Source organism: Legionella sp. D16C41, from assembly GCF_048541585.1.
Lineage (GTDB): Bacteria > Pseudomonadota > Gammaproteobacteria > Legionellales > Legionellaceae > Legionella_C.
In genome coordinates this window covers 13,727-40,700 of sequence record NZ_CP183306.1, presented here as the reverse complement: position 1 = coordinate 40,700, position 26,974 = coordinate 13,727, and the positions used below count along the sequence as shown (strand labels likewise).

Sequence of the window (26,974 nt, the reverse complement as noted above, 5' to 3'; positions counted from 1 at the left end):
TGATGTTATCAGAAATCGAAATGAGGTAAATTTACTTACTAATTTCTAAAATTTAGCTTGTCTTAAGTCACATAAACAAATAGAACAAATATTTACGTGAAATTAATTAAATGACTAGTTAAGTGACTAATTTGTGAGTTTTTTGAAGTAGGTTAAGATTAGTTTTATAATCGGTATATTATGTGACCCATTCTATTTAATCATAAACGTTTTTTGATGACCGACATGAGTAATAAGTCTACAATCATCTATTTGATTACTAAGCCTGTAATAACTATTTTTCAACTCACTAGGTAAGATGGTTCATTGCACTAGAGCCGCTTGACCTACTAAGCTTTTTTTCCCCAATGTTGGAGCATTCGGGAAGCCACTTCAAGCATTTCAAGATTAAGCGAGTTTACCCAATTTAAAAGAACCGGATTTTGTATAGCGGAATGCAATTGTTCTTGAATTTTATGTACATCATTATACGTATATATAGTTTCTAAGAGAAAATTTTGAAATAGGTCTAGCTCATTTGTTGTAAGTTTCATCAGTAACCTTTTTAACCAGGTATTTTAATTGGGCAAAGTCTTCACAAAATTGTCCTACTTCAAGTGCACTTGACAGGGTATTTCCCATACGCTCAAAGATAATAACCTCTAAAGGTAAAATTTTTGGTAAGTTTTTTTCTAGAAGTAAAAATAATTCTTGTGGGATTGCTTTATCATGGCTATCACAATAGATACTACGATCTTCATGTCGGATAGCTCGAAAATCTCCTCCTGAGATATGCAGCTCTTTTATTCTATGTACAGGTAAAGTTTCTAAAATTTCTTCAAAAGACATATCAAAATTCAACATATGGCAATAAACATTATGGATATCTAATAATAAAAAACCATCAACAGCCTCGAGCAATGCAGAAATAAAGTGTCCTTGCTCAATGACATCTTGCCTGCTAAAAGCAAACCCTAGATTTTCTAAGCCTATAGGAACTTGAGCGATTTGTTGAATTCTCTTAAGATTATTTATTCCTATCTCTAATAACTGAGGAATAAAAGGCATCGAAAGAGGTGCACCTTGAATAAATTGTTCAGTCGTTAAAAAGCCAAAATGCTCTGTTATTTTTTGATAATTAAATTGCCTTATTTCTTTTTTTAGATATTGCAACCAAAGTTCTTGCCGTCTCGTACTTTTTGCAGTCAATAATGAAAAACTTACCCCATGTCCAAGTAAATTTCCATTTGCAGAATATCTTTGTAGTAAATCCATACAGCGCTGGGGTATAGGTTTTCCCCAGCACATGTCAAAACTCCATTCTAAAATGTCGACTTCACCTGACTCAAACAAGAAATAAGATGCTTCTAGATAATCCTTTTCTGGCATAAGCGATAGGCCAAGTTTAGGCAAAATTCGACTAACCATTTTTATTAAAGACGAGTCCTATTACTTATTAAAAGATGTAAATGACATTTGACCGCAGGCAGGACACCCTGTAATTTCATTAATTTCTTCTGTGGTAGGAGTAAGATTTTCGATCTGGGCAGGAAGAGGAGCTTTATCACTTTCTTTTTTAAAAAGGGGAGGAAATGACATTACACCACAAGCAGGACAAGCATTAATTTTTTTTGATTCATCTTTAGATTTCACAGCAACACCTTTATATTATTAGTTATATCCATTTTTAAACCTCGTAGGACTACTATTGTTAGTAGCTTTCAGAGAAATTTAATCATAAAACAGTAAATTACCGGGCGCCATATTATATGGTCTTATATTATATAGCAATTAAATGGATTATAACCTCATTCAAAATAGCTAAATATTTAATCTAACCTCAATATTATGCTGTGGTATAGCTAAAGTAATAAAGCTCGAATAGCATCAGCTGTTTCTAGACGATTATTATGGTATTTTATTTGCAACTGAGTAATTTAAAAGTTTATAGGAAATATAATGAGATTAAAAATTCTAAGCACAATTTTTTCCTTATCATTATCTCAATTGATTTTTGCTTTACCATTTGACAAACCAAATAGCTGTCCGTCCGTATCTGGATTACAAGCTGTCGGTGTTTCTGAGATCGTAAAAGACCGTGGTCAGTGGTATGGCGCTGTTAAATCTAACAATTACGATACTAATGATAAATGAACTTTTGTTATTGGAGGGTTTACGGCAAATGATGTAGACGATGCAAAACAACAAATGTTGCGTGCTATAAATTCTTTAACTTTTGAAGCAGGCCCATTACCTTGTAATGTTGAGGGGCCAGACAGTTGGATTTGTCTTTACAAGGATGGCTCTGGTCACGCTGCTGCTACCATAACACCGGTTATACCTTATTTACATTCTTGGATAAGTCACCATTAAATTTTAAAGCAAACTTATTATTCGAGCTTAATTAAATAAACTAGGATAATTTGTTTAATTAAATGATGAGTTTTATTCTGATTCAAGCTGATAAGTTAAATAACCACGCTTTATATATTAGGGCCTGAAATCATAAATTTAGGATGTCTTTTGGAATTAAATATGATTAAAAAAATCTTTCAATTAGCCAAAGATTTTAGTTCGAATATTTCAATTATAAATAGGGACTGATTATATAAGGATATTTATGGGTAAAAATTCTTTTTCTGGTTTAGAACAGCTAACAACATTTAATTTTGATTATTATGGAATTTATGAGTTAGTTAAAAAGTCAATTATATTCGATATCTTAAAACTTAAAAATAAAAGTAAAATTAAAAAGCTTTCTATAGCTGAGAGGAATAAAAAAGGATTTTATGAACAAAGTTTAGCAATATTGATTGAATCGACATTTTTACAGCTTGATGCCCAATTAGAAGAGGCTTTATATCATAAGTGTGAAAAGAAAAAATTGATAAACAAAATAATGGTCTTCGAAAGTTTAAAAATTGTTTAAATGAGCGGAGTTATAACACAGACGAGGATAATCTTTTATGGCGCAGTATTATTAATGTTTCAAAAATCAGAAATTGTATTTTACATGCCAATGGCAGGTTAGATATTGATAAATATAGAATGCAAATAGAAGAAACAATAATAGAGATCAACAAAATTTGTTCTTCTTATATTATAAAGGTAAAAGAATTGAAGCATCATAAGAAAGGAACAGCCAAAATTAAACTAACACCTGGATTTTTAAACTTCGTATTAGTCCTTTTTAAATAATTTATATTTTCACAACAAATTAAATAGATTATGTGACCAGTGAATTTTAAAATAATAATAAGAAAGTTTGTGAGGATTAAAATTTAAATTGTTCACTTTGCAATTTTTTATGTCAATATTGCTAATCAATTTATAATTGATTTATAGTGTGCCCAAAATTCAGGCATTGGAGCTACCAAAAAGTTATTCCTATCGCCTTCTAGATAATAAATGGATATATATTTATGCGTACTGTTCAAGATCTAATTGAGCTTGCTATGAAATCTCTTGATTATAATGCTTCTAATGGAGTTTGTGCAGGTCTTGCTAGAATGTGGGTTCAGGCATTTCTATGTGATGAGGAAAAAAAATTTTATGATAGGATAAACTTAGTTATTCAGCCAGACTTTATTAAAAAATCCAAAAAATTATTGCTAAAAACCCATTATTTAGAAGCAGAAATATCTGCGCAAAAAAAATTAATTAGACAATCTGTTGAAACCCTATTGAAACAAGTGAATGCATATATTAATAATTCTGAAACACCACCTAATGCATTACTAGACTTACTAAATAGAGAAATTTTAATTAGAAATATAAAAGACCAAGAAATCGATAATAATTATTTTACACCTGAAGAAAATAAAATACGCGATGCGCTAATATTTTTTGATGGAATATCAGTTTATTCGCTTAAAATCGATAAAAATGAATTATTTAGTCAATATAACCAGGGCGACATACTTCCTCTTTCTCGCTTTACAAGCTCAATAGAATTAGATAAGCGTGGTGGCCTTAATCAGGTATCTAGAAGCACATTTATTTTCACTAAAAATGAATTACAAGATTATTTTTCTAAATTAACCGTTCTTTTACGGAAGGTAGCAAATTTAAATTCAGGAAAAATAGCATTTACATTTGATACTGATAATCATGAAATTGGTTTATGTTATGATTATATCACCGATAGATGGCAAATAAAGGACAATTCTCAGCCTATAACAGAAGAAATATCTCCTTCCGGGGTGGGTTCTTTTTTGACAAATAAACTGGTTTCGTATTTATTATCAGGTACCCGTCAACATGAAATAGGGAAAACATTATCACTGTTTGGTGATGTTAATTATACATTAGGATCACTTGGAGTATTTACAACAAATGAAAATCCTAATAATAAAAAGTTAAAAGAGTTTTTCGATGAATTTAATCAAAGCTGGATAATCACAAAAGATATTTTACAGAGAAGAAATATAAGCGGGCATGATATTCTATTTTTAACTACATATTTAGGGGACATAAAGACCTTTGATTCGATCAAAGAAGATATAGATCAAGTTATTCTAACCCGATTTTATACACTTAATAATGACATAAGATTGCGTGGCTTAAGTAGGGATGTATGGCAAATTTTATATCCTGAAAAATCATTATTACAAATTGCAATCATCTATGGTCAAACTGAAATAGCTCAATTTTTCATTGAGCGTGAAGTAAATGTAAAATCTTCAACATCAGCAGAAAAATTTTCTATATCAGCAGTTGATGCAGCTAAGGCTGGCAACTTTGAGATTTTCAAATTACTCATTGAAAGAGGCGCAGACGTTACTACTCTAGATAGGTGGGGAAATAACCTTTTTTATTACGCTGCCATGGGTGATTCGACAACAATAATAGAATACCTGATAGCTATGCAAGTTGACATAAATAAAACGAACAACTCTGGTGATACTCCTCTATTTAAAGTTGCTGAGATTGGAAATATTAAAGCACTTGAGATTTTTGCTAAACATGGTGCACATCTAAATGTTGAAAATAATAATTCTAAACGACCAATAGATATAGCTGCTGAATATGGACATATCCAATTTATGTGTGCTCTTATTGAATATGGCATTTGTCCTAATCAATTATCGACCAAATTTCAAGAGAGCTTAGCTCATTTTGCAGCTAAGTCTAACCAAGTGAGGGTGATTCACTGCCTTTCAAACCTAGGAGGTCAGCTTGATTTATCAAACAAGTTCGGAATAAAACCAATTCATATAGCTGTTCGTGCAGGAAGTTTAGAGTCAATAATCGCACTCTCATCTCTTGGTATTGATATCTACCAAAAATTCCCAGACAATCGATTACCAGTATCAATTGCTATAGAAGATAAAAAATGGAATGTAGTTGTTTTTTATTTATTGACATCAATTAAGCTAGAATCAACTGATTTACGAATAGTAAATCAATGTCGTAAAGAAATAACTGAGGAATTTATTAAGTTTGCAAATACTATCACTGACCAAGATGAAAAGATAAAATTAGTGTTATCAGTTATTAAAGGAGAAAATACTTTAGGTACTATTTTAAATAATTTTATTCCTACCCTTGGATTTTTTTATTCTACTCATCGAGCTAATGGCAAACAAGTTACAAAAAGTATTGCTACAATTATTGATATGTTCTCAGAGCCTCTCATGCAAGAATCATCGCTTAAATTTTAACAATACAAAAACGTAGGGTGTTTACCAATTTTAATAATTTTACGCACACTTCATGCGTACCATCTTTTCATTGTATTCATCTGGTTTGTATATAATGTAATGTTCGAGTCAAGCTTTTAAAGGTAAGCTTTTTGTTAAATAGACTTTATTTCAACTTTCCAATAGGTCAACTTGCATAATAGCTAAAGTTAACCAACATATAAGTATATTCCTTATCTAAAAGGCTTAGCTATGGCAGTTAATTCTATGAGCATTATTAACCAAATTATTTTAGAAGGACAACAAACTTTTAGAAATTTATTAAAATCAGCGGTCACTACTGAACAACTTTTTGCTGTTCCCGTGGGAGAAGTTCATCTATAACTGTTTTGCAAGCGGTCGTCTTGCAAAAAGTTAACTATAGTATAATTGCTTCATTTGAGTAGGTAATCCAATGAGTTATAAAATCTCACTGATTTCAAATGGCGACATTTTCATGGGTAATTAATTCTGTTAGTACTCTAAATATGGGCTTAATTATCGCGATTTGGAAGAAAAGATGTCTAGGAGAGGCCTTTCCATTGACCCTACAACACTTTATCGTTGGGTTCAGCACTATGCGCCTGAATTAAAAAAGCATCTGGACTGGTAAAAGGCCCTATTCCAATAGATGGCACTTAAATGAAACCTATGTACGAGTAAAGGGAGAATGGAAATATATTTATAGAGCCATAGATGAGCAGTGTAATACGATTGATTTTTACCTCTGCCATCGTAGGAAGGCATGTGCTGCAAAGCGCTTTCTGGAAAAGCTCATCAAGAACAATCCCACCTGGGACATGACTGTTATCAATACCGATAAAAATCTGTTTTACAGTCAGCAATTAGGGAACTGAAAAATGAATAAGCTTTTTCTGAAAATCTAAAACGTCACCAAATTAAATACTGAAATAATCGTTTGGGATCTGCTCAGGGTAAAGTTAAACGGCCTATCAATCCAGCCAGAGGTTTTCAGCTTATGCAATCATTAAAGGCTTTGAAATCATGCGTATGTTGAAAAAAGGTCAATTTGACAAGTGGAATACTTCGCACTCGAACTGAAACATCTTTTATCAATGAACAATTTGGGCTTTACAGCTAATATTTAATTAAAATTTATAATTTTGTATGTAGATGATCTAACTTTAGCATTTTTCGAGTTTTGCAGCTTAAATTATTTGATTTATTGAATAGCTTTAGAAGATAAATAACGGTATAGAGTTGGCTTAGAAATATTAAGTACTTTACAAATATCGCCAATTGCTAAGGCCTTATCTTGATGCATCCGTTTAGCTGCTTGGATTTTTGAAATATCTACTTTAGGTCGCCCTCTATTTCTACCTCGGGCACGCGCAGCAGAAAGACCTGCTTGATTTCGTTCTTGAATAAGTCGGCGCTCAAATTGAGCCATCGATGAAAAGATATTAAAAACCAATTCACCCGAAGCGGTGGTCGTATCAATGGCACCATCGCAAAGCGATTTAAACCCCACACCTTTTTCTCGTAAGGTTTCAATAAGTGTTACTAAATGCACCATCGAGCGACCTAGGCGATCAAGGCGCCAAACCACTAACACATCACCTGCTACTAAATTATCTAAACATTGCGTTAGTCCAGGCCGGTCAGTCTTCGAGCCCGAAACTTTATCTTTAAAAATAAGATTTCTCTGACAGCCAGCTTTTAGCAGGGCATCGACTTGTAAGTTTAAATTTTGCTCAAGAGTACTAACGCGGGCATAGCCAATTAATCGTGACATTGCTTTTTCTCAATTATTGTTGTTTTTAATGAGTTTTAAATACTTTGATTTATTATACGGGTTTTGAGAAAAATAGCGATGATTAGAAGTGGTTCTGGGTAAGGGTTTTTGGGGAAGAGGAGTAGGGCGGTGAAAGCGTCTCAAAAAAGGGTCGTTTTTTAAGAATCTATTTCTGATTTGAAAAATATATTATATAAGATATAATATATCTTATAATTTTGGAGATTTATTATGAATAAGGTTCTAATTTCTATACCTGATAAGATTGCCAACAGAATGCGAGCTACTATACCCCAACGTCAGCGAAGTAAGGTCATTGTTAAATTAATAGAAAAAGAAATTGAAAGGCGTGAAAAAGCACTTTATGAATGTGCTTTAGCTGTAGAAGCTGATACAGCTTTAAATGAAGAAATGAAAGAGTGGAATATAACGCTTGAAGATGGGCTACCAAATGAATCGTGGTGATATTTATTGGGTTGATCTTAATCCTACTCAAGGTTCAGAAATAAATAAGTTGCGCCCATGCGTTCTAGTAGGCGCTACTCCTATAAATCAGGCTCGGCATACAGTTGTCGTTGTGCCTTTATCAACCTCTGCTAAGGCAAGGCCGCCTATAACTATTTCAGTTTCCTGTCTCAATAAACAAGTAACAGCTGTTTGTGATCAAATTCGCACAGTTGATAAAAGCAGAATAAAAAATCAAGCTGGAGCGCTATCAGAAAAAGATATGAATTCCTTAGATGATGGTCTAAGGCAAATCTTATGTCTTTGATTACTAATAACTTTATAATTTTATTTATTCTCAGATTTAGCTGCGTTGTAAAAAGAAGATTAGTGTATGATATTACCTTGACTTTAAATTAATGAACAAAGGGCTTAAGAAAGAAAAGTTAGGTAAAATCATAGCGTTGATGTTAAATAAATTCACTGGCAAAGTCGATTACATCTTGATTTCTTTTGGTGGTTTCCTAGGCATAAATAATAAGTTATCAGCGATGCCCTGGTCTATTTTTACTTACAATGAAGAAAGAGATTGTTTGGTGCTTAATATGACAAAAGAAAAACTTAAAAATTACCCAAGCTTTAATAAAAATACCTGACCTGATATGTCTAACGCAACGTGGAAGACAATGATTTAAGATTATTATGAGCATGAATAGCGTATAAAACCTAGCGTTCCAGTATTCACTCACTGATAAAAAAATCTAAAATATTGTCTTAGCGTTATCTTAGTTGTCATTCAGGGTTCTATAATCCCGTTTGCTAGATAGAGTGATAACAATCAAAATAAAAAGACGTTCATTGACCAATTATCTGACGTGTACACTGAAGAACTAGCGAATTGCCTCAAATTACTTGTTACTGAAGAAGCGTTACAGATAGGAGCATTATTTAAAACATTATCAAAGAGGCAATAAAGTAAAGACAGATATTGGATGAATTTTGTCAGCCGCATGACTGTCATAATTTAGCTGAGATGACATCTTCTTCAACAGGTAAAAAAATGCCAAACTGAGGTTTCTGAAAACGTCACCTATGTTCTACTTTGGAGGAAAGGAGCATAAAATTTTATCACACTTTAGTTGCTCAAATTCGAGCTCATCGTGTTGCCCTCTATCAACTGTAATAAATTTTATTGTTGATATAATTTTCACTTAATAAAAGATGTCAATATTTTACCCAACATACTGCATGATATAGTGTCTGGTGCTCACTGTGAAGCTGGCGCTCTAATTTGATTTGAAAACCTATTGTTTTCAAATGTTTCTGCTAATAAACCGGACAAGCTACGAGAATACAAATAAAAGTCATTATGTTTTTAAATTATACTATACTGATAGGGACTATTGGATTTTAAGGAGAAGTTTATGGCGTTTAAAAAATTGCTAGTCGCAAGTATTTTTCTTAGCGTTGGTGTAATGAGCAGTAGTTATGCAAACTGGAACTGGCATACCAATCGCACATTTACCAAATGTCATAATGGTGTTTGCCATAAATATATTTATAATTCTTATAAACATTGTGCAAATGGTCACTGCACAGTCAAAAGAATGAAGTACAATAAATATTGGTAAGGTCAGAATGTAACCTCTTAGCGGACATTTGGCACCTAAAAGAATGAAGTTAATACACATAGTTTTAACTTATCCTTAGACTAATATATTTTATATTTAGTCTCATGTTTTCTCCTCATTTGTTCACCTTTATAAAACTAAGGATAGCTTAATTATTTATAGCATTTTAGAAAAAATTCAGTGGCTACATTGCAAATACTATCAAAGCTAAAAAGAGTTAAGTTTTAGGCAGACTTCACTTGTAAATTCCAAACTGTTCATTGATAAAAGATATTTCAGTTCGGGCACCGTCTATTCAGGCATTGAATTGTCTTTTCTTAAACGTACGCATGACTTCAAAGCCTTTAGGGGTGGCATAGGCGGTTCTCATCGATTGAAATCCAAGCATAGGATTAATGAGCCGTTTAAGTCTGCCATGGTCAACCTCTAAGCAGTTATTACGGTATTTGATTCACTGATAATGAACGTCCTTAGAAAAGCTGCCATCTTGTTTTAATTCTCGAATAGCCTGATTGTAGGCGGGAGATTTTTATCAATATTAATAATGCTAATATCACAAGTTGAATTATTTTTGATAAGTTTTTTCAGAAAGCGCTTGGTAGACTTTGCATAATGTCGATGCGATAGATAAAAATTAATCGTATGGCCGAACTCTTCAATGGCTCGATACAAGTTTTAATCTTGATATAAGTCTCATCTAGGTGCCAAGGGCTAGTATAACGCTTTATACCAGTCTAGTCGGTTCTTTAGCTCAGGCGCATACTGCTGAATCCGGCGATAAACTGTAGTGTAATCCATTTCAAGGCCTCTTTCTGCCATTATTTTTCTAAATCCCTATAGCTAAGGAGGTATTCATAATATCAACGGACACACTGCAAGATAATTTCGCTATGAAAATGACGCCATTTGAAATCTATGAGATTTTTAGAACTCATTAGAATTACTATGCCAATTGATATTATGATACTAAAAATATCGAATATTTTAATAAAGAAAGATAACAAAACGGTAGTTGATTTGTTAAGATGAATGGCTTAGCAAAAGAGTATTTTATAGGATTTGAGAATTGATCCATTGTTACTTTTTAAATGGTAGTGCTGACCTTTTAAAATAGAGAAATATTATGTTTAAATTTTACGTTTCTCCCACTCCTTCTCCCGATGAAAGGAAATTAGAAATTTACTATAACCATTTGCTGGCTTATACAATGTCCTCTTCTGAAAAAGAATCTTTGGACATTACAGGCTATGGAAAGCCTTTACCTCTAGATGAACTTGATAATCTCATGAGTGATTATTTAGCGCAATGGATTGAAAAAATTCATTCAACGCCAAATGCTATCCTAGTGATGGTTTTCGATATAGATGGCACAATGAATTATAGATATTCAGGCTCATCTTTGACTGCTACTATGGGCTTTTTCGGCGGCACAAAAACTATTCAGAAGTTGACAGAACTACAAGCAATAGGTACTAAATTTGTTGCATTAACAGGGGCGCCAGAAAATAATGTTAGAACATTATTTAATCAATGGTTACAACGCTCTACCTTATTACCCGAGCTCCTTAAGCTATTTAATCAGCTTACTATCATTCAATGTTATCCTGCTGATATCAAAGGAAACTTATTATGGCATTATGTTGCAGATAACTTATTATCCCAACCTAATTTATCCTCTTTAATAATTAGTTTTTTAGATGATAGTGTTAAGAATGCATCAACCCAAGTTCCTCAGCAATTTAAAGAAAAATTTCAAGCTGAAGGTGCTCTATATCTTACAGATCCCATACACTCTATCAAACAAATAGAATTAACAAGCACTTGGTTTGCAACCGGCATGGGTGATCTTAATGAAAAACAGCAAGCTTGGCTTGCCAGTGGTGCTGATTATTCTTATGGTAAGAGTCTTAAGATAGATAGGGAAAAATGTCTTAGTGGTCAATGTGAAATTTTAACGATTAAACCCATTACTCCACTTTATAGCTACTGTAATTAATTATAAAAGGCTCCTCAACGTATTGCATCCCTTTTTTAAGCTAATAAAACGTCTATAATGAATCATTTTATAACGCTATAACCATATTTGAAGAACAATATACTTTTCCTGAGACTAAAGTTTTTAGAAAAAATGTAATTACATATCTAGTAATGGAGCGCTCTTCTTTGCCCAATTCAATATAGATACTTCTTGATGAATTATCATACCCATAAATTCCAATAACTGCTGTAGCGTTGCTTGTTAAAAAATCATGATTTATTAATGAGCGATCACTTTTAACAGAAGTATCATTTTTTATTTTCATCCAAATCTCCAGTAATTTGACCCACTGCATGACCCCATTACAATAGTACAAGGTGATAAATTAGCAATATACTTAGCTAATTTAGTGCGCTCAACTCGCTTTTTTGATAGCCTCTTACCTGCTTTATCCACTCCATGTAATTGAAAAATATTCTTAGCTATATCTATACCTAATACATTAATATTCATTTATGAATCTCCCATCCGGTTTCAAATAAGGTCAATTTGAATACTAAGCTGGTAACAATAAATTGCCAATTTAGGGGTGGGATGGTTCATTACATTGCAGCCAAATTATTAACTAGATACTGGTTGTGAATATAGAGTTCCCTAATTAGATAAGTTATCAGTTGAATTAGATGCAAAGTGTCTAGGGAATATCTAAAAAAATATATCTGGTTTACTTTAATATAAATTAATCAATAATTTATCAAAACGTATTTGATTTAGCAAGTAACTTTAAATATACTATAAATTCAAACAGGGCTTTTTTTATTAACCTTACTAAGAGGAGTTTATATGTGGAAAGGAAACATTTGGGTTAAAAGCAATGCCGGTTGGAGTCAACAAGATTGGGAAGAAATTAAAAAATGGTCTGAAGTCCAAAATGTATGGTCAACCACAGGTGGCGGTACTTGGGACTGGTGGATAGAATTAAAGCCATCACAAAATCACATTGATAATGCTGCTAAAGTAGTTTGGAACCTTCGCAAGTATAAATGGGTAGCTGACACTCGCACTTGGTGGTCGAAAGAATGGTCAAAAGAATGGGCGAAAGAGTGGAGTTAAGAATTATTGAACTTAATAAAACATACTTTCATTCGAAAGAGTGTTTTATTTTTTAATTCATTTAGTAATTACATTGCTATGAAAAACAAAAAAAAGCTGTCTTTTATTTCTTCTTGTATTTCTTATTTTTTGCACTTTTTTCATCGCCTATCTACTTCAGACATTTCTTTTATTAGACACTTATCTTATTTTAGTGACTTATCTGATACAGAGTGGAAACAATTAAAAAAACACACACGTTATATAACCTACAAAAAACAAGAAATATTATTTTCGGAAGCGGATCGGTTTGATGGACTATATATTATTGTGAAAGGCAGTATTCGCATTACGAAAAAAGATATGCATAACCAATCTATCATACTTGCTATATTAAAACCTGGTGGGTATTTTGGCGAACAAGCGTTCATGAGACTAAAAAATAAAACTCAGAATGTGAGTGTGGAATCATTAGAAGATGGTGCTTGCATCGAAATCAAGTCTACCTTTCTCAATAGCTTAAAAGCAATGCAAGAAGATACAGACCTGAAAAAAAAACTGGCACGAATTGGTTATAGTCAAGCAATTTTGCCATTTACTATAAAGATATTAAGAAGCTTCAAAGAGCTCTTATACAATGCTCAAAATATCAAAAAATATCGAAAAAATGATGTTATTTTCAATATAGGGGATGAAGCTAATAATGTCTATCTCATTCTCCAAGGTGAAGTGGAATTAATTATTCCTACTCCATCCTCGCTAAACGAAAGAACAATCATATTGTATCAGGGTAGCTTAATTGGAGAAATCTCAGCCCTACACCAATTAAAAAGAGGGGCAACAGCAATTGTTCGTTGTCCTTCTTCAATCTTCGTTATTGACAATAAAAAATTTAAAGAAATTTACGCAAACAATTTGTCTTTGCAGAAACTCTCAAGAGAATTAACTCAAACTTATCAATTATATCAGTATAAACGTATAGACCAATATCCAAGCAACTCAACTGCTTCAGACGCCTCAATCACCAATATAGTTCATCTGCACAATGGAAAAAAAATCATTTCTATTCGCTCTTTCAATTATGATACATTTTGCATGTTAATTGCAGAAGGCATATGTCAGCATGAATATAAATTTATTAATGAAAATCAAAATTACGTAAAATTGTTTGTAACCCATCACCGACTGTTAAAAGTTGAAACATATGGCACATGGAAATATTTGCCACATGCATGTTGCATGATCATGGATGGTACGTTAGTTAGTGAGCAAACAATCCAAAGATTTTTATCATTAGGAGAATTACCTGATGAGGTGCTGCAAGAAGAATACCTCTGCACCTGTATGTCGGTGACTAAATACGCTTTGCTTTCTTTGATAAGCCAAGGGGTAAAATCAATGAAGGACTTGTCTATACAAACAGGTGCTGGAACCGTATGTGGAGGCTGTCAATATAAGATTCTTGAACTACTTAACAATGAAGTTTGGGAAGAAGCTGAAATGGAGCTAGCCACCTCTTATCATGAGCATGCAGCTAGTTTTTATTTACGACCCTTCCAACATAGAAAGTTTATCTTTTTACCTGGCCAATCTGTGACTATTAAAATTCTTGTTCAAGGCCGAGAGATCACTCGAACTTATTCAATTTCCAGTGCACCGGAAGATACCTTACCAATAAGGTTAACCATTAAAAGAAAGCAAAATGGTACTTTCTCTCAATGGCTTTTCACTGAAGCGCCGGAAAAATTTAAAGTCAATATGACGATACCGCAAGGGTATTTTGTAATTAACCCAGATCCCCTGATTCCAGCTGTATGTTTTGCCGGTGGTATGGGCGTGACTCCATTTATTGCTTATATGCGATTTTTGTGCTTGAATCAAATATCAAAACCTTTGTTTCTTATCTATTCAGCACATACTTATACAGATTTTATTTTTCTTGATGAAATAAAAGAGCTTCAATTAAAGAATCCATATATTCAAGTAGAATATCGTAATACGTCTAAGCAAGGGCATTTAACTTCAGAAGAAATCATTTATTTTAGTCACATTTATAAAGAACCAGATGTATACATTTGTGCGCCTGATGCGTTTGAAAGTTTTATCTATAATACATTAGTAAATGAAGGTTTTAATCCGAAGAATATTTTTATGGAAACATTTAAGATGTAATTAAGGTAGAAAATTCAAAAAGGAAGATGCTTATGTCTAGCGCCAATCAAGTAGAAGCATTTGATTATTGGATCAGAACCAGTTTTGTAGAAATGAATACTGAACTTGAAAATCTATATTTTGCTCAGGAAAATCCTGCGCTCGTTAGAAATTGTGGGGATTCGATTAAAATGGTTTTACATAATGAAGGCCATTCACATGTGATCACCTTACTTAAAATCCAAGATATCAAAAAACATAAGGATATTTTTTTAGATCTATTAGGCAATGTAGGTTTTTATTTTGCTGCCTTACGTCGACATGAGCTCACGAACCCTGCTCAGGAAATATGCTCCCCATTTATTGAAGCTTCCGCTTTAGCATTGCAAGCTGGCTTGTATACAGGCATGGTCCCTCGTTTTGCAACAGCGCATTTAACTATTCGTAATAAGGCTATTGCAGGCAAACTAAAAAGTTTTACTTCGCTTCCTGATGAACTGCTTTTTATTGATGAAAATACACGAGGTATTTTCTCCTTTCAACGCGCTGCAAATGCAGTGAAAAACTGGGTCTATGTTGGAGCCTCAAGCCCTATTGCGGACATATTCTATACAGATGCAAAACAAGCATTAGAAAATGTCTTTTATTTTAACAGCAGGTTATTTGAGCGGTTGGATGTAAAGCGTTTTTTCTTTTCCGTTCGTCCTTATTACAAGCCTTATCGTGTAGGACAGCAAGAATATCGGGGCGCCAATGCAGGTGATTTTTCAGGTATCAATGAACTTGATTTATTGCTTGGCTTATTCACATTAGATGATTATTTCTATCTGCAATTATTAACCAATAAGATGTTTTTCATGCTCCCATCTGATCGCGATCGTCTGCAAGATTGTTTTGACCAGTTGAGCTTGCTGGATGAATTATTAAATTTATCTAAGCATCATGCTCATACCGACTGGTTTCAACAAAATGTTATTGGATTTTTAGAAGTATGTGAAATTTATAAACAGATTGCTATTCAACATCACAAAAGTTTAGTTAAACATTTCATAGAAGAGCCTGCTACTCAAACGAATACGTATGAGGCAGAAGACATCACTGCCAGTGGCCCACCGTTATCAGTAGTTATAAAAGAATTGGAAAGATTGCGGGATGTACGCAGCGCCGTCTTTCATCAGGATGTGGCTACACGTTATGCAGACATGATGAAGCTTAAGAAAATGGTAGGGATGTAAAAATGTAGGAATTTTGTCGTAATTCGCTTCTTAAAATGAGTTGTTACGATTTGAATCGACTATAGGAACGATAACAATCAAACTAATTTTTTAAGATAGAAAACAGGAATGCTATGAAAAACTTTAAAGCATTATTTTATCTTCCGCAAAACGATATTTACATGGCCAGTCATTCTACAGGATGCTTGCCTAAAAAAACAAAACTAGCAATTGAACAGTTTTTGTTTGATTGGTCTCATCATGGGGTTGAGGCATGGGAGCAGTGGTTATTGGAATTAGATAAATTCAACCAATCTTTAGCAACCTTATTTAATGCCGATGCCAGAGAATTTTGTTTTCAAACCAATGTATCTTCTGCTTTAAGTAAAATAATCCAAGCTTTACCCAAAAGACTGGGCAGGAAAAAAATAATTATTTCTGAAATGGATTTTTTAACAGTGCGCTTTATAGCAGAGCAGGCAAAAAAGCTAGGTTATGAAATTGTAATATTAAAAAGTACAGATGAACAATTTACCTTGTCTTCTTGGAAAGAAGCATTAACAGAACAAGTACAGATGGCCATCATCACGCATGTTATACCAAAAAATAATTTTAAAAACCCGGTGGAAGAAATCATTGCAGTAGCAAGACAATACGACATCATTTCGGTAGTAGATATTGCTCAATCCGCTGGCATTGTACCCATTGATTTTAAAAAAATGAATGCGGATGTCATTATTTCGAATTGCTTGAAATGGTTATGTTCAGGCCCAGGCACTGCTTTTTTATGGGTTAACCAAAATTTTTTAGACTTGTTTAATCCTTTGGATGTAGGTTGGTTCTCGAATGAAGCTCCGTTTGATTTTAATTCACTTGAATTTCATTATGCCTCGAATTCCAGACGTTTTTTAGGAGGAACGCCTGCCATCTTAGCTTGTTTGGCTGCAAGACACAGTGTAGACAACATTAATCAAATTGGTATGGACACAATTCATTTACATAATCAGCAGCATGTCGATCATATTCTTTCTTTCATTTTAAAATATAAATTAAATCTGAAATCACCAAGTGATAAAAATATTCGAGGCGGCACAGTATGTCTTAAGTTTACAGACACCCTAAAAGCCTATCAATTTTTAAAACAAAATCATATTATTACTGACTCAGTTAAAACTGTGCATGAGAATGCCTATATTAGAATTTCTCCTCACATTTATAATTCAGTAGACGAAATCGAGCAGGTATTAAATTGTTTGAATAAAATGAGGGAATAGAAATGTTTCATTCTTTAAAGGAAAAAGCACTTGAAAAAGAAATGAATAATTTTATCTTTTTTTCTCAAAAAAAATGGCCACGATTACGATTAAAATATAAACAAAAAATGGCTTCTAGATGTAAGTTATGCATTAATACCGAATATTATTCCTCTTTAAATAAAGAAGGAATTTGCCAAGAATGTGAAAGTATAAGCGCTGGCATAAAGCAAAATGCAGGCTTATCTCAAAAATTAGGAGATCAAAAACAGTGTGAAGAATTAAAAAATTTAATTACGTCTCAGCAAGGGAAAGGCGATCACTATGATGCGATGATTTTATTCAGTGGCGGCAAAGACAGTATTTTTATTTTAAAAGAATTAACGGAACAATTTAAGCAGTTACGCATTTTGGCTTTTACTTTAGATAATGGCTTTATGAGCCCATATGCTTTGAATAATATTCACAGTATATTGGATAAAAGAAAACAAGTAGACTTCTTATTTTTCAAGACATCCTTATTTAAAAAAATCATTGCATACATCTTGACTCATCTCCCGGACGACACAGGATATTCGTTAGTAGACCACTATGATGGCTACTTAACATTCGATATTGCTCGCTATATTGCAGATAGCTTTAATATTCCTTTAGTATTTGCTGGTTTAAATTATCCTCAAGCATATGAGTATTTTCATTCTGAATGGGAATGTTTGCCTGAAAAAGAATTACAAGCCAGAAAAAAAATATTAACATTAGATGTAAGTGCTGTGATTAATGCAAAAGAAAAATCGTTTTGGAAACCTAATTACAAACAACATAGTCGTTGTAAATTGTTATTTCCATTAGCAGCGTGGAAAACAGATGAAATAATGATACAAAAAGAAATTATTGCAGCTGGACTTAGTAGCGTTAGCGCAACGCATAAACTAAATTTCAATACATTGCACCCTTTAATAACTAATAGCCGTTTTCTCTCCTTACTTTGGTTACTTGATTATAAAAAATTTGGCTATTCTACTACGGAGCCTAAAGTTTCGGAAATGATTCGGAGTGGCAAATCAGATAGAGCATTCTGGTTAAATAATTACCAGGCAATTGAGTATTTAGCCAAACGAGATTCTTTTTTAAATCTTAATATAAATCAGCTCTTGGAGGAACTTAACTTAACCCATGCTGATGTCGGGCTATGCCATATTGGTAATTGAACTGGTAATGTGTATCTGTATTCCGAATCAAGTTTTTTTAAACCATTTAAGGTGAGTTCGCTATTATTTTAAGCCTCAATTAAAAATTTTGAATATAAATTAAGTGATGGCTTTTTCGGTTGTAAAATATATGCAGCTAAGCCAGCCAATAAATTGACCATAAAGCTTGTAACGCTTCAGTGCCTTGCATGTTCAATTTGACTAATATTTTTGAGTTGATCATTGACTGATTCAATAATAGCACGTTTGGATAAGAGTAGTTTATCAATAAGAGGCATTAGCTTATTTTGCATATTTCGCTTAATTTTTGTAATGAGTTGCAGCCCACGTTGATATAACTTGTCAAAAAGTGTTTGAGAAATATAACCTTTATCGCCTAGCTTTTTTGGCCAAGCTTATAGGGATTACCTTATTGAGCACCGTCATGATAATCGACAGTTACAAGAAGAATATGATCAACGCTATGGGTTAGTAGTGAGCTAATTCACCCTATTAGCCATAGGCGCTTAGTAATTGTCTCGGCTATTTTTAAGTTAATGACCGTGCCGGTTAACTCAGCCATCGTACCATTTTCCACACATGGCTTTAAAATGTCTTAAATGCTCTGCTGCGTACAGTAAATCTGCTGCGTACAGTAAATGTGTGTGCCATGATCAAAATCAAATGGGTCAGCATACCGCATACTCATCCGCTCGCCTACACCACATGCTTTTCATAGACTACTGCATCAGCATATTCTTTTAGGTGTTGTGTCAATATAAGCTCAGAAAGACTTGCACCGATGATAGCGGTTTTTTCTCATGAAGTTCCTGCAAGTATTGCAAGGCATAGTATAACGATAATCGTTGCGTTTCGGCGCAAAACATAAAACCATTCGGGTAATAGACCTGCATTACGAAGTTTTAAATCAAGCGTGAGTAAATATAGAAAGCACAAAACCTCTAATAGTGTTGCTATTGGCTGATTAGTTGCAAACAATGAACTCCATGCGAGTAGCGTTATGATATTGCTGGTAATCAGTAAATTGCGCGGGCACTTATCCGCAAAGAAAAGATAAGTTGCCCAATGAATGCCGCACAGGAAGGCAACAATAATCGTGCTATAGGTTTGTGCAATAAAGGTAATGTCTATATTTTCTACATGCACAAATCTTGCAGCTATACAAAATACTAGGGGCAATGTGCCACCATAAGTAAGACTTTTTGCTAACAACCTATTGTTATCGTACATAATTTATCTTCTCTGTAGAAAGCCATGAACCCCAGATAAGTTGAGCAAGCTTGTTTGCAGCTGAACATAAATCAAATATTATACACAGACAATCTACTTATGAAGATTATAATATGAAAAAACTTTGTATCGAACAAAAATTTAAAAATTTAGGGTGAACAAAGAAGTCTGTACATTTGGTAGATGATGTGCCTAGCATATTTAAATTTGGTTTGCCAAACAATGCAAAATTCTTGTTTTTTCGACTAATAAAAGTCACGGAAGAATGCCTTTAGTAATATTAAACAAATATTTTCATTAGAATAAAGCCAGAATAACCTGTTTGCAAAAATGATTATTATTTTCTACCATCTCTACATTTATCAGAACAATATTTAACCTGTTGCCATACTTTTTCCCACTTTTTGCGCCAAGTAAATAGCTTGCCGCAACGTATGCAGATTTTTTGAGGAAGGTTGGCTTTTTTGATTCCTTTAGGCATCTAAACCCCCATTTTACAGAAAAACGCTTTTTTCTACTTTACTCTAATGCACCTAAACCTGTTGGGATTTTGATGACTGCAAAAGTTTCATCCTTAACAATCTGAACCAACAAAGCGGATTTCAAAAAAGGGATAATTGCTGTAATTAAATTAAATCACATGTTCAATCCTACATTTGAATTTCAATTGATTAAAACTGCTTTTGCTATGAAGAATTGAAATCATGCCTGGTTTAGAAAGATTTAATAAGTGAATGATTGGTTTTTATAATGAATTATCCTTTATTAACCAATAATTTCATAATTATAGCTTTTTATATTTTTTGCAATGGCGTCGTTTCGTCTTATTTAGCATTTGCTGGCTGCAATTGACTTTCTTTCAGATTTAATAACTCAGTTTTATTATTGCTAGAACCAAATAAGCTTAATATTTCTATGTATTTATTAACAAGCTCTTTATTTAAGGCTTTACCAAATCTCCTTGTGGGATTTATAATTTCTTGATTAGGTGGTTGCTCATAACCTGATAGGATAATACGTTGCCCATTATGAGTATCAATGACTTCGTTAAATTGCAAGGATTGAACAGAAGAAAAATCTTGAGCTTTTATAAGTTCGGCAACGGGATAGACTAACGGCTGTTCTGTGCAGAAACTTGTATACTTTATTAATGTTTTTCCACTAGCAAAGCAAAGGGCTTTAATGATTGGGAGCATATCGGTATTTAAAGGGCGATAATGTCCGCTATTATTTGTAATTCCTACTAAAGCACCTTGTTTAAATTCTAAAGTACCGGTAGCTAATACCTTTTTTCCGTTAGCTAAATAAGAATGATGTAAGCTTTGGTCACAAAGTAATTTAGGGGCCTTTTCATAAGTTAATACGAAATTATATTCACCATCTAAGCGTTCATCTTTTCTACTTTTAAAAGAAAAAGGTGAGGTAAGTTCAACTAAATAATCTTCCTGCTTCGCTGTTCCTATATATTTATTATCAAACTGATGCATTTCTAATAAACGCATTGCTTTTCTTTCAAGCTTAAATTCAGGTTTTAAAGAAATATTAGTATTAATTACTACTCCAAAGAAAACAATAGAGTCTGGGTAAGAGGTCTTTGGTAGAGACAATTTTTGCTTTTTAGATGATTTAATGATTGAAGGCTCACTTTTCTCATGATGATTTTCTGATTTACCAACTTTATTTGAATCCTTCTGTATGGTTGTGTTATTTTCAAATAATTTATTCATATATAAATCATATGCTATAAATTTTATACATACTAACACTCTAAAATTAAGAAATTATTAAGTTATTTAAATTAATTTTGACGATAGGTACGGGGGAAACATTCAAGAAGCTTTTCCTTAAAATCACCTAATTTAATTACCTCTAAAAGAATTAACCTTCTTAGTTAAATAATGTTCGTTTAACTATTGATGTAAATTCCCATCAGTTTATTTATCACTATCACAATAATAAATTTTATAGTGCTCTTTATTTTCTTCGCTTAGTTGTGTTTGTTGAAGTTGACTATTTTCAAAAAATAACTGACCAGCTGGTTTCTGGATTTTTCCTGGTGGATGATAAGTACTTTCAGGTCTTCGCTTACGTGTTGAGAAAAAATAGGGTGTAGAGGTTAAATCAGTTTGTTCGGCTTTGTTTACAAGATTTATTGAACCGAGAAGGCTTAGCTTTATCAGTTAGCGTAGACAATGTGGCTTAAATGCTGAAAGTTGATTAAGCATAAATAGCTATCAAGTTAATGTGCTAAATTGTAATGAGTATAAGTTTTTGCAGCTAGTTCTACTAATTCTATTAACTTTATTTATTTAACTACTAATTTAATATTTAATTGAATTCATTAGAAAGTATAACAGGGCAATTTATTTAATATATAAAATGGCGTCATTGTTTGATAGTCTTTAAATCCTAATTTTTCACAATATCCTCGTGCCATTACATCAGACATAAGTACAATAGAGAGACTCTCTAAACCTATATCTTTTGCTTTTTGAATGCGATGATATGCCATAGACGTACCAACGCCTTTTTTTCTAAATTCAGGAAGTACGCAAGCATTATAGAAGCCTCCCGTTTTAAATTCCACGAATGCTCTATCAATAGCAAGACTACTAACACCTGCAACTTTACCTTCTAGTCTAGCAATGAAATTAATACATGTCGGATTATCCATCTCATATTGTTTTATCGCCCACCTTTCACATTCCTCAACGATATTCAAATGAAAAACTTCTGTGTATATTTTGGCAAATTTTTTAGCTTGCGAAATAGTGGTCACCGTTTCAATATGAATATAATCAGGTAAGGGGACTAACTGTGCTTGGTTAATTTGTAAAAACATACCGTAAAAAGGGCCAGGTGATTCACAATTTGCTTTTAATAAATTTTCAAACTCAGGCGTTTCAGTTTCATGAGTTAGCCAAATTGTTAAAGGCATTTTAAGTTCTGCTTGTATAGCTTTTAGCTCAAGGAGTAATTTTTCTTGATTAAAGGGTTTATTTATACAAATATTATTAAAGAAAATCTCATTTAACCCTGATAAAGCAACCTTAGCCTTTGGATCGTATTGCAAAGATATCTTTGGCATTGGATGTAATTGGAAAGAGTGAAAAACTTCTATAAATGTGGACAAAATAGCATTGTCTTCTTTTTTCATTTTATGCTTTTATTTTAATCAAATAGTGTTGTGGATTTTACTAAAAATACTATAGCATTTCTATCAATACTTTTTAATTAGCCTTAATATGGACTTACTTTTTATTACGTCAAGGATTTAGATTATTTTTATTTTTTCTTCTATGAAGGCCATATTAGCATTAGTTAGTGTCCTAAAATCACAAGATAATAACCTAACTAAGCATTAATAAGTATATTATTTAATCAATTTGAATACTAAAATGTTTATAGTGAACAAAGTAGATTAGAGTAAATAAATGAAAAAATTAAATCGTATATTTGTAGTAGGACATCCAGCATCTGGCAAAGCATATTTTGGCAAATATTTAGCTGAGCGCCTTGGCTATAAATTCATTGACGCTGATATAGGACTTGAACTTAAGATAGGACTTACAATTAAAGAAATATTAAGTCAGGCTGGACTTAAGCAGTATGAGAGCACCCAAGAGATAATTTTTGACTCTTTATCAAAAAAATCTGGAATTGTAGTTGGTCTTGACTGTTATCTTGGAAATACACCAAGGATATTGGAGCATTTAAAAAATGCCTGTGTTGTATTTCTGCAAGTGACTCTTCAGACACAGATTAGACGAGGAAGTAATCAATATGAACCACTTACAACTGAATATAATTTTGAAGATATGCTGCAATCTTTACATCATGAGCGCGACAATTATTATAATCAGATAAGTGATATTGTCTCTTATCAGCTGATGATGGAAATGTTAATAAACATATTGATGCTGTTTTAGCTTATTTAGAACAGCATGATTTTACCTTAGTTATGCCTGAAGAGATACTTGATAAAGAGCGTGTGTACTTCAAATATAACACTGATACTCCTGTTCGTATTTCAGAGCAGCAAGCAATTAGCCTTAAGTATCTATCTAGGGGAAAAACGGCAAAAGAAATAGCTCGTGAGATGGGTATATCTTATCGGACTGTTGAAGTCTATATTGCCCAACTTAAAGAAAAGCTTGAATGTGATTCAAGTAAAGAGTTAATCAGTATCTACTTATCCAAACATTAATTTGTATCGCAGTAGTAATTTATTTTTACTTAGTAGGAGTCTAACGCCTTAAAAACCTCACTTTGATAAGTAAGGCCATTTATTGAGATACTAATCTATATTGAATATAAATTTGGAATATCAAAATGATTGAGCTAACTGATTTTAAAGATGACTGGGAAAATTCATTCAAAATTTAAAGATACAGTTATGATTGCTGCCAATGGGCTAGTCAAAAAAGTAGAACATATTGGCTCAACATCAATTAGAGATGCAAAGGCAAAAGATATTTTAGATGTTCAATTAGGGATAAATACATTTGAGGACATTGATAAAATTAAATCAATTTTAAATAAGCTTGGATTCGAATATATTGATTCAATTCAACAAGATCATGTTCCGTTTCATGAGTTTGATTATTTTGAAGCCGGATGGGAAAAGCGCTTTTTTAAAGGCATCTTTCAGGCGCAATTTTATAATATTCATATTCGAATATTTAACAGCAAAAACTGGAATTTTGCTTTGGATTTTAAGAAGTATTTAAACAAAAATAGTAATGCAAAATATGCATTTATTCAATTCAAAGCGCGCTTAGCCAACTCAGGCGTTTCTAAAGAAGATTACTGCTTAATAAAAGATAGCATTATAGATTTGATTTCGCTTCAATTTTAGCTGTTATGTAAAATAATCCTAAAAATAATATTATTTATCTAAAAATAGATTATTAATCTAAGTTAATTAAAAGATTAAGTTAAGTAACGATTTATCACTCTATCCATTTTTCAATATGGTAACCTCCCTATTAAGTCTGATTACCACGTTTATCAGACTTATTGCAAGAATTTATCAGGTAAAGTTAGCTTATTACTACCCTACTTCAAGTGATTAACACGCCTTTCTCAACTCTACTATATAATTTAAATGCTGACTTCTTAATTGATCCCGAATTAATAATTCTAATAAAGGTTCAATTGAATAACCTAAAGCATCAGCAATTTTTTTAGCGAAGCTGATTCCAATATCTTTTCTATTATGCTCAACATCACTTAAAAATTGTTTTGAAACCCCAATTTTTTTAGCTAACTCAACTTGCGTAATTTCATCACTTAAGCGTAAAGAGCGAATAAGTCCACCAAAGGTCATGGTCTCCCAAATATCTTGTGTTGCCACCAGTGCATCAACAGCTTTAGATCTTTTAGTAGTATCATGTGGTGTTACCTCTATTACCTCGATAAATTCGATTGTGCCATCTTTCTTAAGAATATAAATTGCACGCCATTGTTTATTTAGCCGGATTGAACGTTGGCCTGCACGATCCCCTTGTAATGGCTCATCATGCCAACCTGAGCTCTTTCTTGTTTCCGTAAGCCCTATTTTATTAATCGCTATTAACCATGCTCGAAATTTTTCTTGTAAATGTTTAGGCGTACGTTTTAAATCTTTAAGAGCCTGCTTTGTTATTAGAACTTCGGTAATCACAACTAACTCGTTTTATTTTAAATAATACACCTAATTAAGGGTACTTTCAAGTCAACAAAGAGCTAACACTAAAATTAACCAGAACTATCTAATAGTTGGCGTTTAAAACGCCTAATGTTTTCTTGGTCTTATAAACTAATAAATTTAATATTATTAACTACTCTCTTTATAAGATATTATCCTGGCACTAAATTGTAATAATTTTTATGGTTCTATATGCAAAAAATTTTATCAAATTATCTTTTGCAACAGGCCTGGATATAGTAGCTCCACAAGTCTGGTTCTGAGGGGGCAGAATGATTTAGCCATTCTACTCACCCCAAGCATCAGCTATTTTTGTTACTTAAAAAATCAAAAATTAAAGTTTACTAGAGATTCAGTGTTTTCTAATTGAATTGGTGCATCTTCCATGTCTCTTTTATCCATCAGTTCTTTTAGTTGTTTGGATAGTTGAGTATTTGCTAAAATTCTCTCCTCAGTTATTTCAAAGTCCCAATCAGAATTTCTATAAATTTTAACTGCCATAAAGGAACCATCGTATAGCTCAAAGACATTTCCCAAATATTCATCATTTCCATAGCATACACTCTGAGTCATGCGCTTTACTTTAGGTAATGGCAATGGTTCATCTAATAGACCTTTATTCAAGCCAGCAAAAAACACTTTTCCAGAATTATCGAGTAGAACTTGAACATAAGGAGCGTGAGCATGGTAAGAATCAGTATGATGAATACCAATATCACGAATGTCTTTATAAGGTAATGTTAAAAAATCAGCCGAAGTATGAGAGGAATTGGTAAATTGGTTGTCAAACTGGACATGGACTTTCCCTGTAGAATCTAAAAAAATAGTAAAATCAGTTGTTGTATTCATTTTAGTTACTGCAGATAATTTATTATACACCCTTGGTTTTTTTGGATAAAACGTAGCATTACTATCAAATCTACCGCTGTAGTAGACCGTACCATCTTTACTTAGAAAAAAAGCCGCTGATGCCCAGTAGTAGATTTTAGTAATATCACATCCTTTTAAAGCTGTTATTTCCTGAGGCACTAAAACCTTGTTTTCATGGCCCAATCCTAAGTGGCCACGTCTATTATCGCCAAAACTATATACGTTATTGTTTTCATCAATTAGAAATGCAGAGCTATGCCCAATGGTGAAATCTTTAATTGGAGGTAACCCTTTGATCTTTTGGGGTTTATTTAAATTTTCTTGTGTTACTCAGCCCAACTTGGTGTTCATTGTATCCAACAACATAAACCGAACCATCTTCAGTCAAGGCGATTGAATAAAGATCCCAGCGAGCATTCGCTTGTTTCTTTACATTTGGTATATTTGAAAAATCGTTTCTGATTTTAAGTGACACTGAATCAGCATTCTGAAAGTCTTTTTGTTTATAAATTATTTTGACCATTGTAATTGCTCTGAAATTAATTTAGGCAATTATCTTAATCTGTTAATTAAAGTCAATAGCAGCATGGCTTTATTTCTTGGCTAAAAATTAAATAAAAACAAAGACATTGTCAAATCAACATGTGCGGAATTGGTTATTACCCCGGCACTAAAATTGTAATAATAACTATACTGCTCTATTCTAGAATGCAAAAATCATCATTTTTAAATCATATGAGGAAAAAACTTATCAACCTTTAAACTTCATTTTTTAATGATAAGCAGCTAATCAGTTTA

Annotated in this window: 31 protein-coding genes and 2 pseudogenes; 18 read left to right on the top strand and 15 right to left on the bottom strand. The window is 32.7% G+C overall.

Features of this window, described 5'->3' with window-relative positions:
• Positions 1-329 precede the first annotated feature (329 nt).
• From ACNVED_RS16220 to ACNVED_RS16210, 3 genes are read right to left on the bottom strand one after another with little or no spacing between them, the layout of a single operon-like run.
• A complete protein-coding gene (locus ACNVED_RS16220; RefSeq protein ID WP_419421473.1) occupies positions 330-533 on the bottom strand; it encodes a hypothetical protein in 204 nt (67 codons plus the stop codon).
• Entirely contained in the window at positions 514-1,407 is an 894-nt protein-coding gene (locus tag ACNVED_RS16215) for a DUF692 family multinuclear iron-containing protein (RefSeq protein WP_419421472.1), read from the bottom strand. Before ACNVED_RS16215 ends, ACNVED_RS16220 begins: the two co-directional genes overlap by 20 nt.
• A gap of 21 nt (positions 1,408-1,428) precedes the next feature.
• On the bottom strand, positions 1,429-1,632 hold the full coding sequence (locus ACNVED_RS16210) for a hypothetical protein (protein ID WP_419421471.1): 204 nt from the start codon (positions 1,630-1,632) through the stop codon (positions 1,429-1,431).
• Between the two features lie 306 nt (positions 1,633-1,938).
• On the opposite strand from ACNVED_RS16210, the gene ACNVED_RS16205 reads away from it, so the two are divergent.
• The 6 genes from ACNVED_RS16205 (at position 1,939) to ACNVED_RS16180 (ending at position 6,517) form a co-directional block, all read left to right on the top strand.
• Complete coding sequence (locus tag ACNVED_RS16205) at positions 1,939-2,133, top strand: hypothetical protein (RefSeq protein WP_419421470.1); 195 nt, start codon at positions 1,939-1,941, stop codon at positions 2,131-2,133.
• A gap of 54 nt (positions 2,134-2,187) precedes the next feature.
• On the top strand, positions 2,188-2,352 hold the full coding sequence (locus ACNVED_RS16200; RefSeq protein ID WP_419421469.1) for a hypothetical protein: 165 nt from the start codon (positions 2,188-2,190) through the stop codon (positions 2,350-2,352).
• Positions 2,353-2,599: 247 nt separating this feature from the next.
• Complete coding sequence (locus ACNVED_RS16195; RefSeq protein ID WP_419421468.1) at positions 2,600-2,908, top strand: hypothetical protein; 309 nt, start codon at positions 2,600-2,602, stop codon at positions 2,906-2,908.
• A gap of 493 nt (positions 2,909-3,401) precedes the next feature.
• Positions 3,402-5,642 (top strand): ankyrin repeat domain-containing protein, encoded by a 2,241-nt coding sequence (locus tag ACNVED_RS16190; RefSeq protein WP_419421467.1) that lies wholly within the window; start codon positions 3,402-3,404, stop codon positions 5,640-5,642.
• 231 nt (positions 5,643-5,873) lie between these two features.
• Entirely contained in the window at positions 5,874-6,005 is a 132-nt protein-coding gene (locus ACNVED_RS16185; protein WP_419421466.1) for a hypothetical protein, read from the top strand.
• A gap of 254 nt (positions 6,006-6,259) precedes the next feature.
• Positions 6,260-6,517 carry a DDE-type integrase/transposase/recombinase gene (locus ACNVED_RS16180; RefSeq protein WP_419421505.1) on the top strand — a complete coding sequence of 86 codons (258 nt, stop codon included), beginning with the start codon at positions 6,260-6,262 and terminating at the stop codon, positions 6,515-6,517.
• Positions 6,518-6,843: 326 nt separating this feature from the next.
• On the opposite strand, the gene ACNVED_RS16175 is transcribed toward ACNVED_RS16180, so the two are convergent.
• Positions 6,844-7,416, bottom strand: coding sequence for a recombinase family protein (locus ACNVED_RS16175; protein WP_419421465.1), 573 nt, complete (start codon positions 7,414-7,416; stop codon positions 6,844-6,846).
• 231 nt (positions 7,417-7,647) lie between these two features.
• Here ACNVED_RS16175 and ACNVED_RS16170 point away from each other — a divergent pair, with 231 nt between their 5' ends.
• The 3 genes from ACNVED_RS16170 (at position 7,648) to ACNVED_RS16160 (ending at position 8,516) form a co-directional block, all read left to right on the top strand.
• On the top strand, positions 7,648-7,881 hold the full coding sequence (locus tag ACNVED_RS16170) for a hypothetical protein (RefSeq protein WP_419421464.1): 234 nt from the start codon (positions 7,648-7,650) through the stop codon (positions 7,879-7,881).
• Positions 7,868-8,188 (top strand): type II toxin-antitoxin system PemK/MazF family toxin, encoded by a 321-nt coding sequence (locus tag ACNVED_RS16165; protein ID WP_419421463.1) that lies wholly within the window; start codon positions 7,868-7,870, stop codon positions 8,186-8,188. Before ACNVED_RS16170 ends, ACNVED_RS16165 begins: the two co-directional genes overlap by 14 nt.
• Positions 8,189-8,279: 91 nt before the next feature.
• Complete coding sequence (locus tag ACNVED_RS16160; RefSeq protein ID WP_419421462.1) at positions 8,280-8,516, top strand: PRC-barrel domain-containing protein; 237 nt, start codon at positions 8,280-8,282, stop codon at positions 8,514-8,516.
• A 1,270-nt stretch (positions 8,517-9,786) separates the two neighbouring features.
• Here the strand turns inward: ACNVED_RS16160 and ACNVED_RS16155 are convergent.
• Positions 9,787-10,426, bottom strand: a pseudogene (locus tag ACNVED_RS16155) (IS6 family transposase).
• Between the two features lie 188 nt (positions 10,427-10,614).
• On the opposite strand from ACNVED_RS16155, the gene ACNVED_RS16150 reads away from it, so the two are divergent.
• Complete coding sequence (locus tag ACNVED_RS16150; RefSeq protein ID WP_419421461.1) at positions 10,615-11,487, top strand: hypothetical protein; 873 nt, start codon at positions 10,615-10,617, stop codon at positions 11,485-11,487.
• Between the two features lie 67 nt (positions 11,488-11,554).
• Here the strand turns inward: ACNVED_RS16150 and ACNVED_RS16145 are convergent, their stop codons facing one another.
• Complete coding sequence (locus ACNVED_RS16145) at positions 11,555-11,794, bottom strand: hypothetical protein (protein ID WP_419421460.1); 240 nt, start codon at positions 11,792-11,794, stop codon at positions 11,555-11,557.
• Positions 11,791-11,982, bottom strand: coding sequence for a hypothetical protein (locus ACNVED_RS16140; protein ID WP_419421459.1), 192 nt, complete (start codon positions 11,980-11,982; stop codon positions 11,791-11,793). The genes ACNVED_RS16145 and ACNVED_RS16140 overlap by 4 nt, the downstream gene beginning before the upstream one ends.
• A 330-nt stretch (positions 11,983-12,312) precedes the next feature.
• Between ACNVED_RS16140 and ACNVED_RS16135 the strand changes: the two genes are divergently transcribed.
• From ACNVED_RS16135 to ACNVED_RS16115, 5 genes are all read left to right on the top strand, one after another.
• On the top strand, positions 12,313-12,582 hold the full coding sequence (locus ACNVED_RS16135) for a hypothetical protein (RefSeq protein ID WP_419421458.1): 270 nt from the start codon (positions 12,313-12,315) through the stop codon (positions 12,580-12,582).
• A 78-nt stretch (positions 12,583-12,660) separates the two neighbouring features.
• Positions 12,661-14,733: a cyclic nucleotide-binding domain-containing protein gene (locus ACNVED_RS16130; RefSeq protein ID WP_419421457.1), complete on the top strand. Its 2,073-nt coding sequence runs from the start codon at positions 12,661-12,663 to the stop codon at positions 14,731-14,733.
• Between the two features lie 32 nt (positions 14,734-14,765).
• A complete protein-coding gene (locus ACNVED_RS16125) occupies positions 14,766-15,947 on the top strand; it encodes a monodechloroaminopyrrolnitrin synthase PrnB family protein (protein WP_419421456.1) in 1,182 nt (393 codons plus the stop codon).
• A gap of 113 nt (positions 15,948-16,060) precedes the next feature.
• Positions 16,061-17,200 (top strand): aminotransferase class V-fold PLP-dependent enzyme, encoded by a 1,140-nt coding sequence (locus tag ACNVED_RS16120; RefSeq protein ID WP_419421503.1) that lies wholly within the window; start codon positions 16,061-16,063, stop codon positions 17,198-17,200.
• A 2-nt stretch (positions 17,201-17,202) separates the two neighbouring features.
• A complete protein-coding gene (locus tag ACNVED_RS16115; protein ID WP_419421502.1) occupies positions 17,203-18,387 on the top strand; it encodes a hypothetical protein in 1,185 nt (394 codons plus the stop codon).
• Between the two features lie 68 nt (positions 18,388-18,455).
• Here ACNVED_RS16115 and ACNVED_RS16110 read toward each other — a convergent pair.
• The 5 genes and pseudogenes from ACNVED_RS16110 to ACNVED_RS16090 all read right to left on the bottom strand — a co-directional run.
• Positions 18,456-18,773 (bottom strand): annotated as a pseudogene (locus ACNVED_RS16110) (transposase); the annotation flags it as partial.
• A 412-nt stretch (positions 18,774-19,185) separates the two neighbouring features.
• Positions 19,186-19,617, bottom strand: coding sequence for a DUF3429 domain-containing protein (locus ACNVED_RS16105; RefSeq protein ID WP_419421501.1), 432 nt, complete (start codon positions 19,615-19,617; stop codon positions 19,186-19,188).
• 337 nt (positions 19,618-19,954) lie between these two features.
• Positions 19,955-20,098: a DUF2256 domain-containing protein gene (locus ACNVED_RS16100; RefSeq protein WP_419421500.1), complete on the bottom strand. Its 144-nt coding sequence runs from the start codon at positions 20,096-20,098 to the stop codon at positions 19,955-19,957.
• A gap of 343 nt (positions 20,099-20,441) precedes the next feature.
• Positions 20,442-21,344 (bottom strand): hypothetical protein, encoded by a 903-nt coding sequence (locus ACNVED_RS16095; RefSeq protein WP_419421499.1) that lies wholly within the window; start codon positions 21,342-21,344, stop codon positions 20,442-20,444.
• Positions 21,345-21,958: 614 nt separating this feature from the next.
• Positions 21,959-22,774 carry a GNAT family N-acetyltransferase gene (locus ACNVED_RS16090; protein ID WP_419421498.1) on the bottom strand — a complete coding sequence of 272 codons (816 nt, stop codon included), beginning with the start codon at positions 22,772-22,774 and terminating at the stop codon, positions 21,959-21,961.
• Positions 22,775-23,051: 277 nt separating this feature from the next.
• Here ACNVED_RS16090 and ACNVED_RS16085 point away from each other — a divergent pair, with 277 nt between their 5' ends.
• The 3 genes from ACNVED_RS16085 to ACNVED_RS16075 all read left to right on the top strand — a co-directional run bounded on the left by ACNVED_RS16085 (position 23,052) and on the right by ACNVED_RS16075 (position 24,475).
• The gene (locus ACNVED_RS16085) at positions 23,052-23,546 is read left to right on the top strand and encodes a shikimate kinase (protein WP_419421497.1); all 495 of its coding nucleotides are present in this window, start codon (positions 23,052-23,054) and stop codon (positions 23,544-23,546) included.
• A gap of 32 nt (positions 23,547-23,578) precedes the next feature.
• On the top strand, positions 23,579-23,824 hold the full coding sequence (locus ACNVED_RS16080) for a helix-turn-helix transcriptional regulator (RefSeq protein ID WP_419421496.1): 246 nt from the start codon (positions 23,579-23,581) through the stop codon (positions 23,822-23,824).
• 150 nt (positions 23,825-23,974) lie between these two features.
• Positions 23,975-24,475, top strand: coding sequence for a GrpB family protein (locus tag ACNVED_RS16075; RefSeq protein ID WP_419421495.1), 501 nt, complete (start codon positions 23,975-23,977; stop codon positions 24,473-24,475).
• A gap of 213 nt (positions 24,476-24,688) precedes the next feature.
• On the opposite strand, the gene ACNVED_RS16070 is transcribed toward ACNVED_RS16075, so the two are convergent.
• The 3 genes from ACNVED_RS16070 to ACNVED_RS16060 all read right to left on the bottom strand — a co-directional run bounded on the left by ACNVED_RS16070 (position 24,689) and on the right by ACNVED_RS16060 (position 26,699).
• Entirely contained in the window at positions 24,689-25,282 is a 594-nt protein-coding gene (locus tag ACNVED_RS16070) for a helix-turn-helix domain-containing protein (RefSeq protein WP_419421494.1), read from the bottom strand.
• A gap of 351 nt (positions 25,283-25,633) precedes the next feature.
• Complete coding sequence (locus ACNVED_RS16065; protein ID WP_419421504.1) at positions 25,634-26,416, bottom strand: RCC1-like domain-containing protein; 783 nt, start codon at positions 26,414-26,416, stop codon at positions 25,634-25,636.
• Between the two features lie 67 nt (positions 26,417-26,483).
• A complete protein-coding gene (locus ACNVED_RS16060; RefSeq protein WP_419421493.1) occupies positions 26,484-26,699 on the bottom strand; it encodes a hypothetical protein in 216 nt (71 codons plus the stop codon).
• Positions 26,700-26,974: the final 275 nt, after the last annotated feature.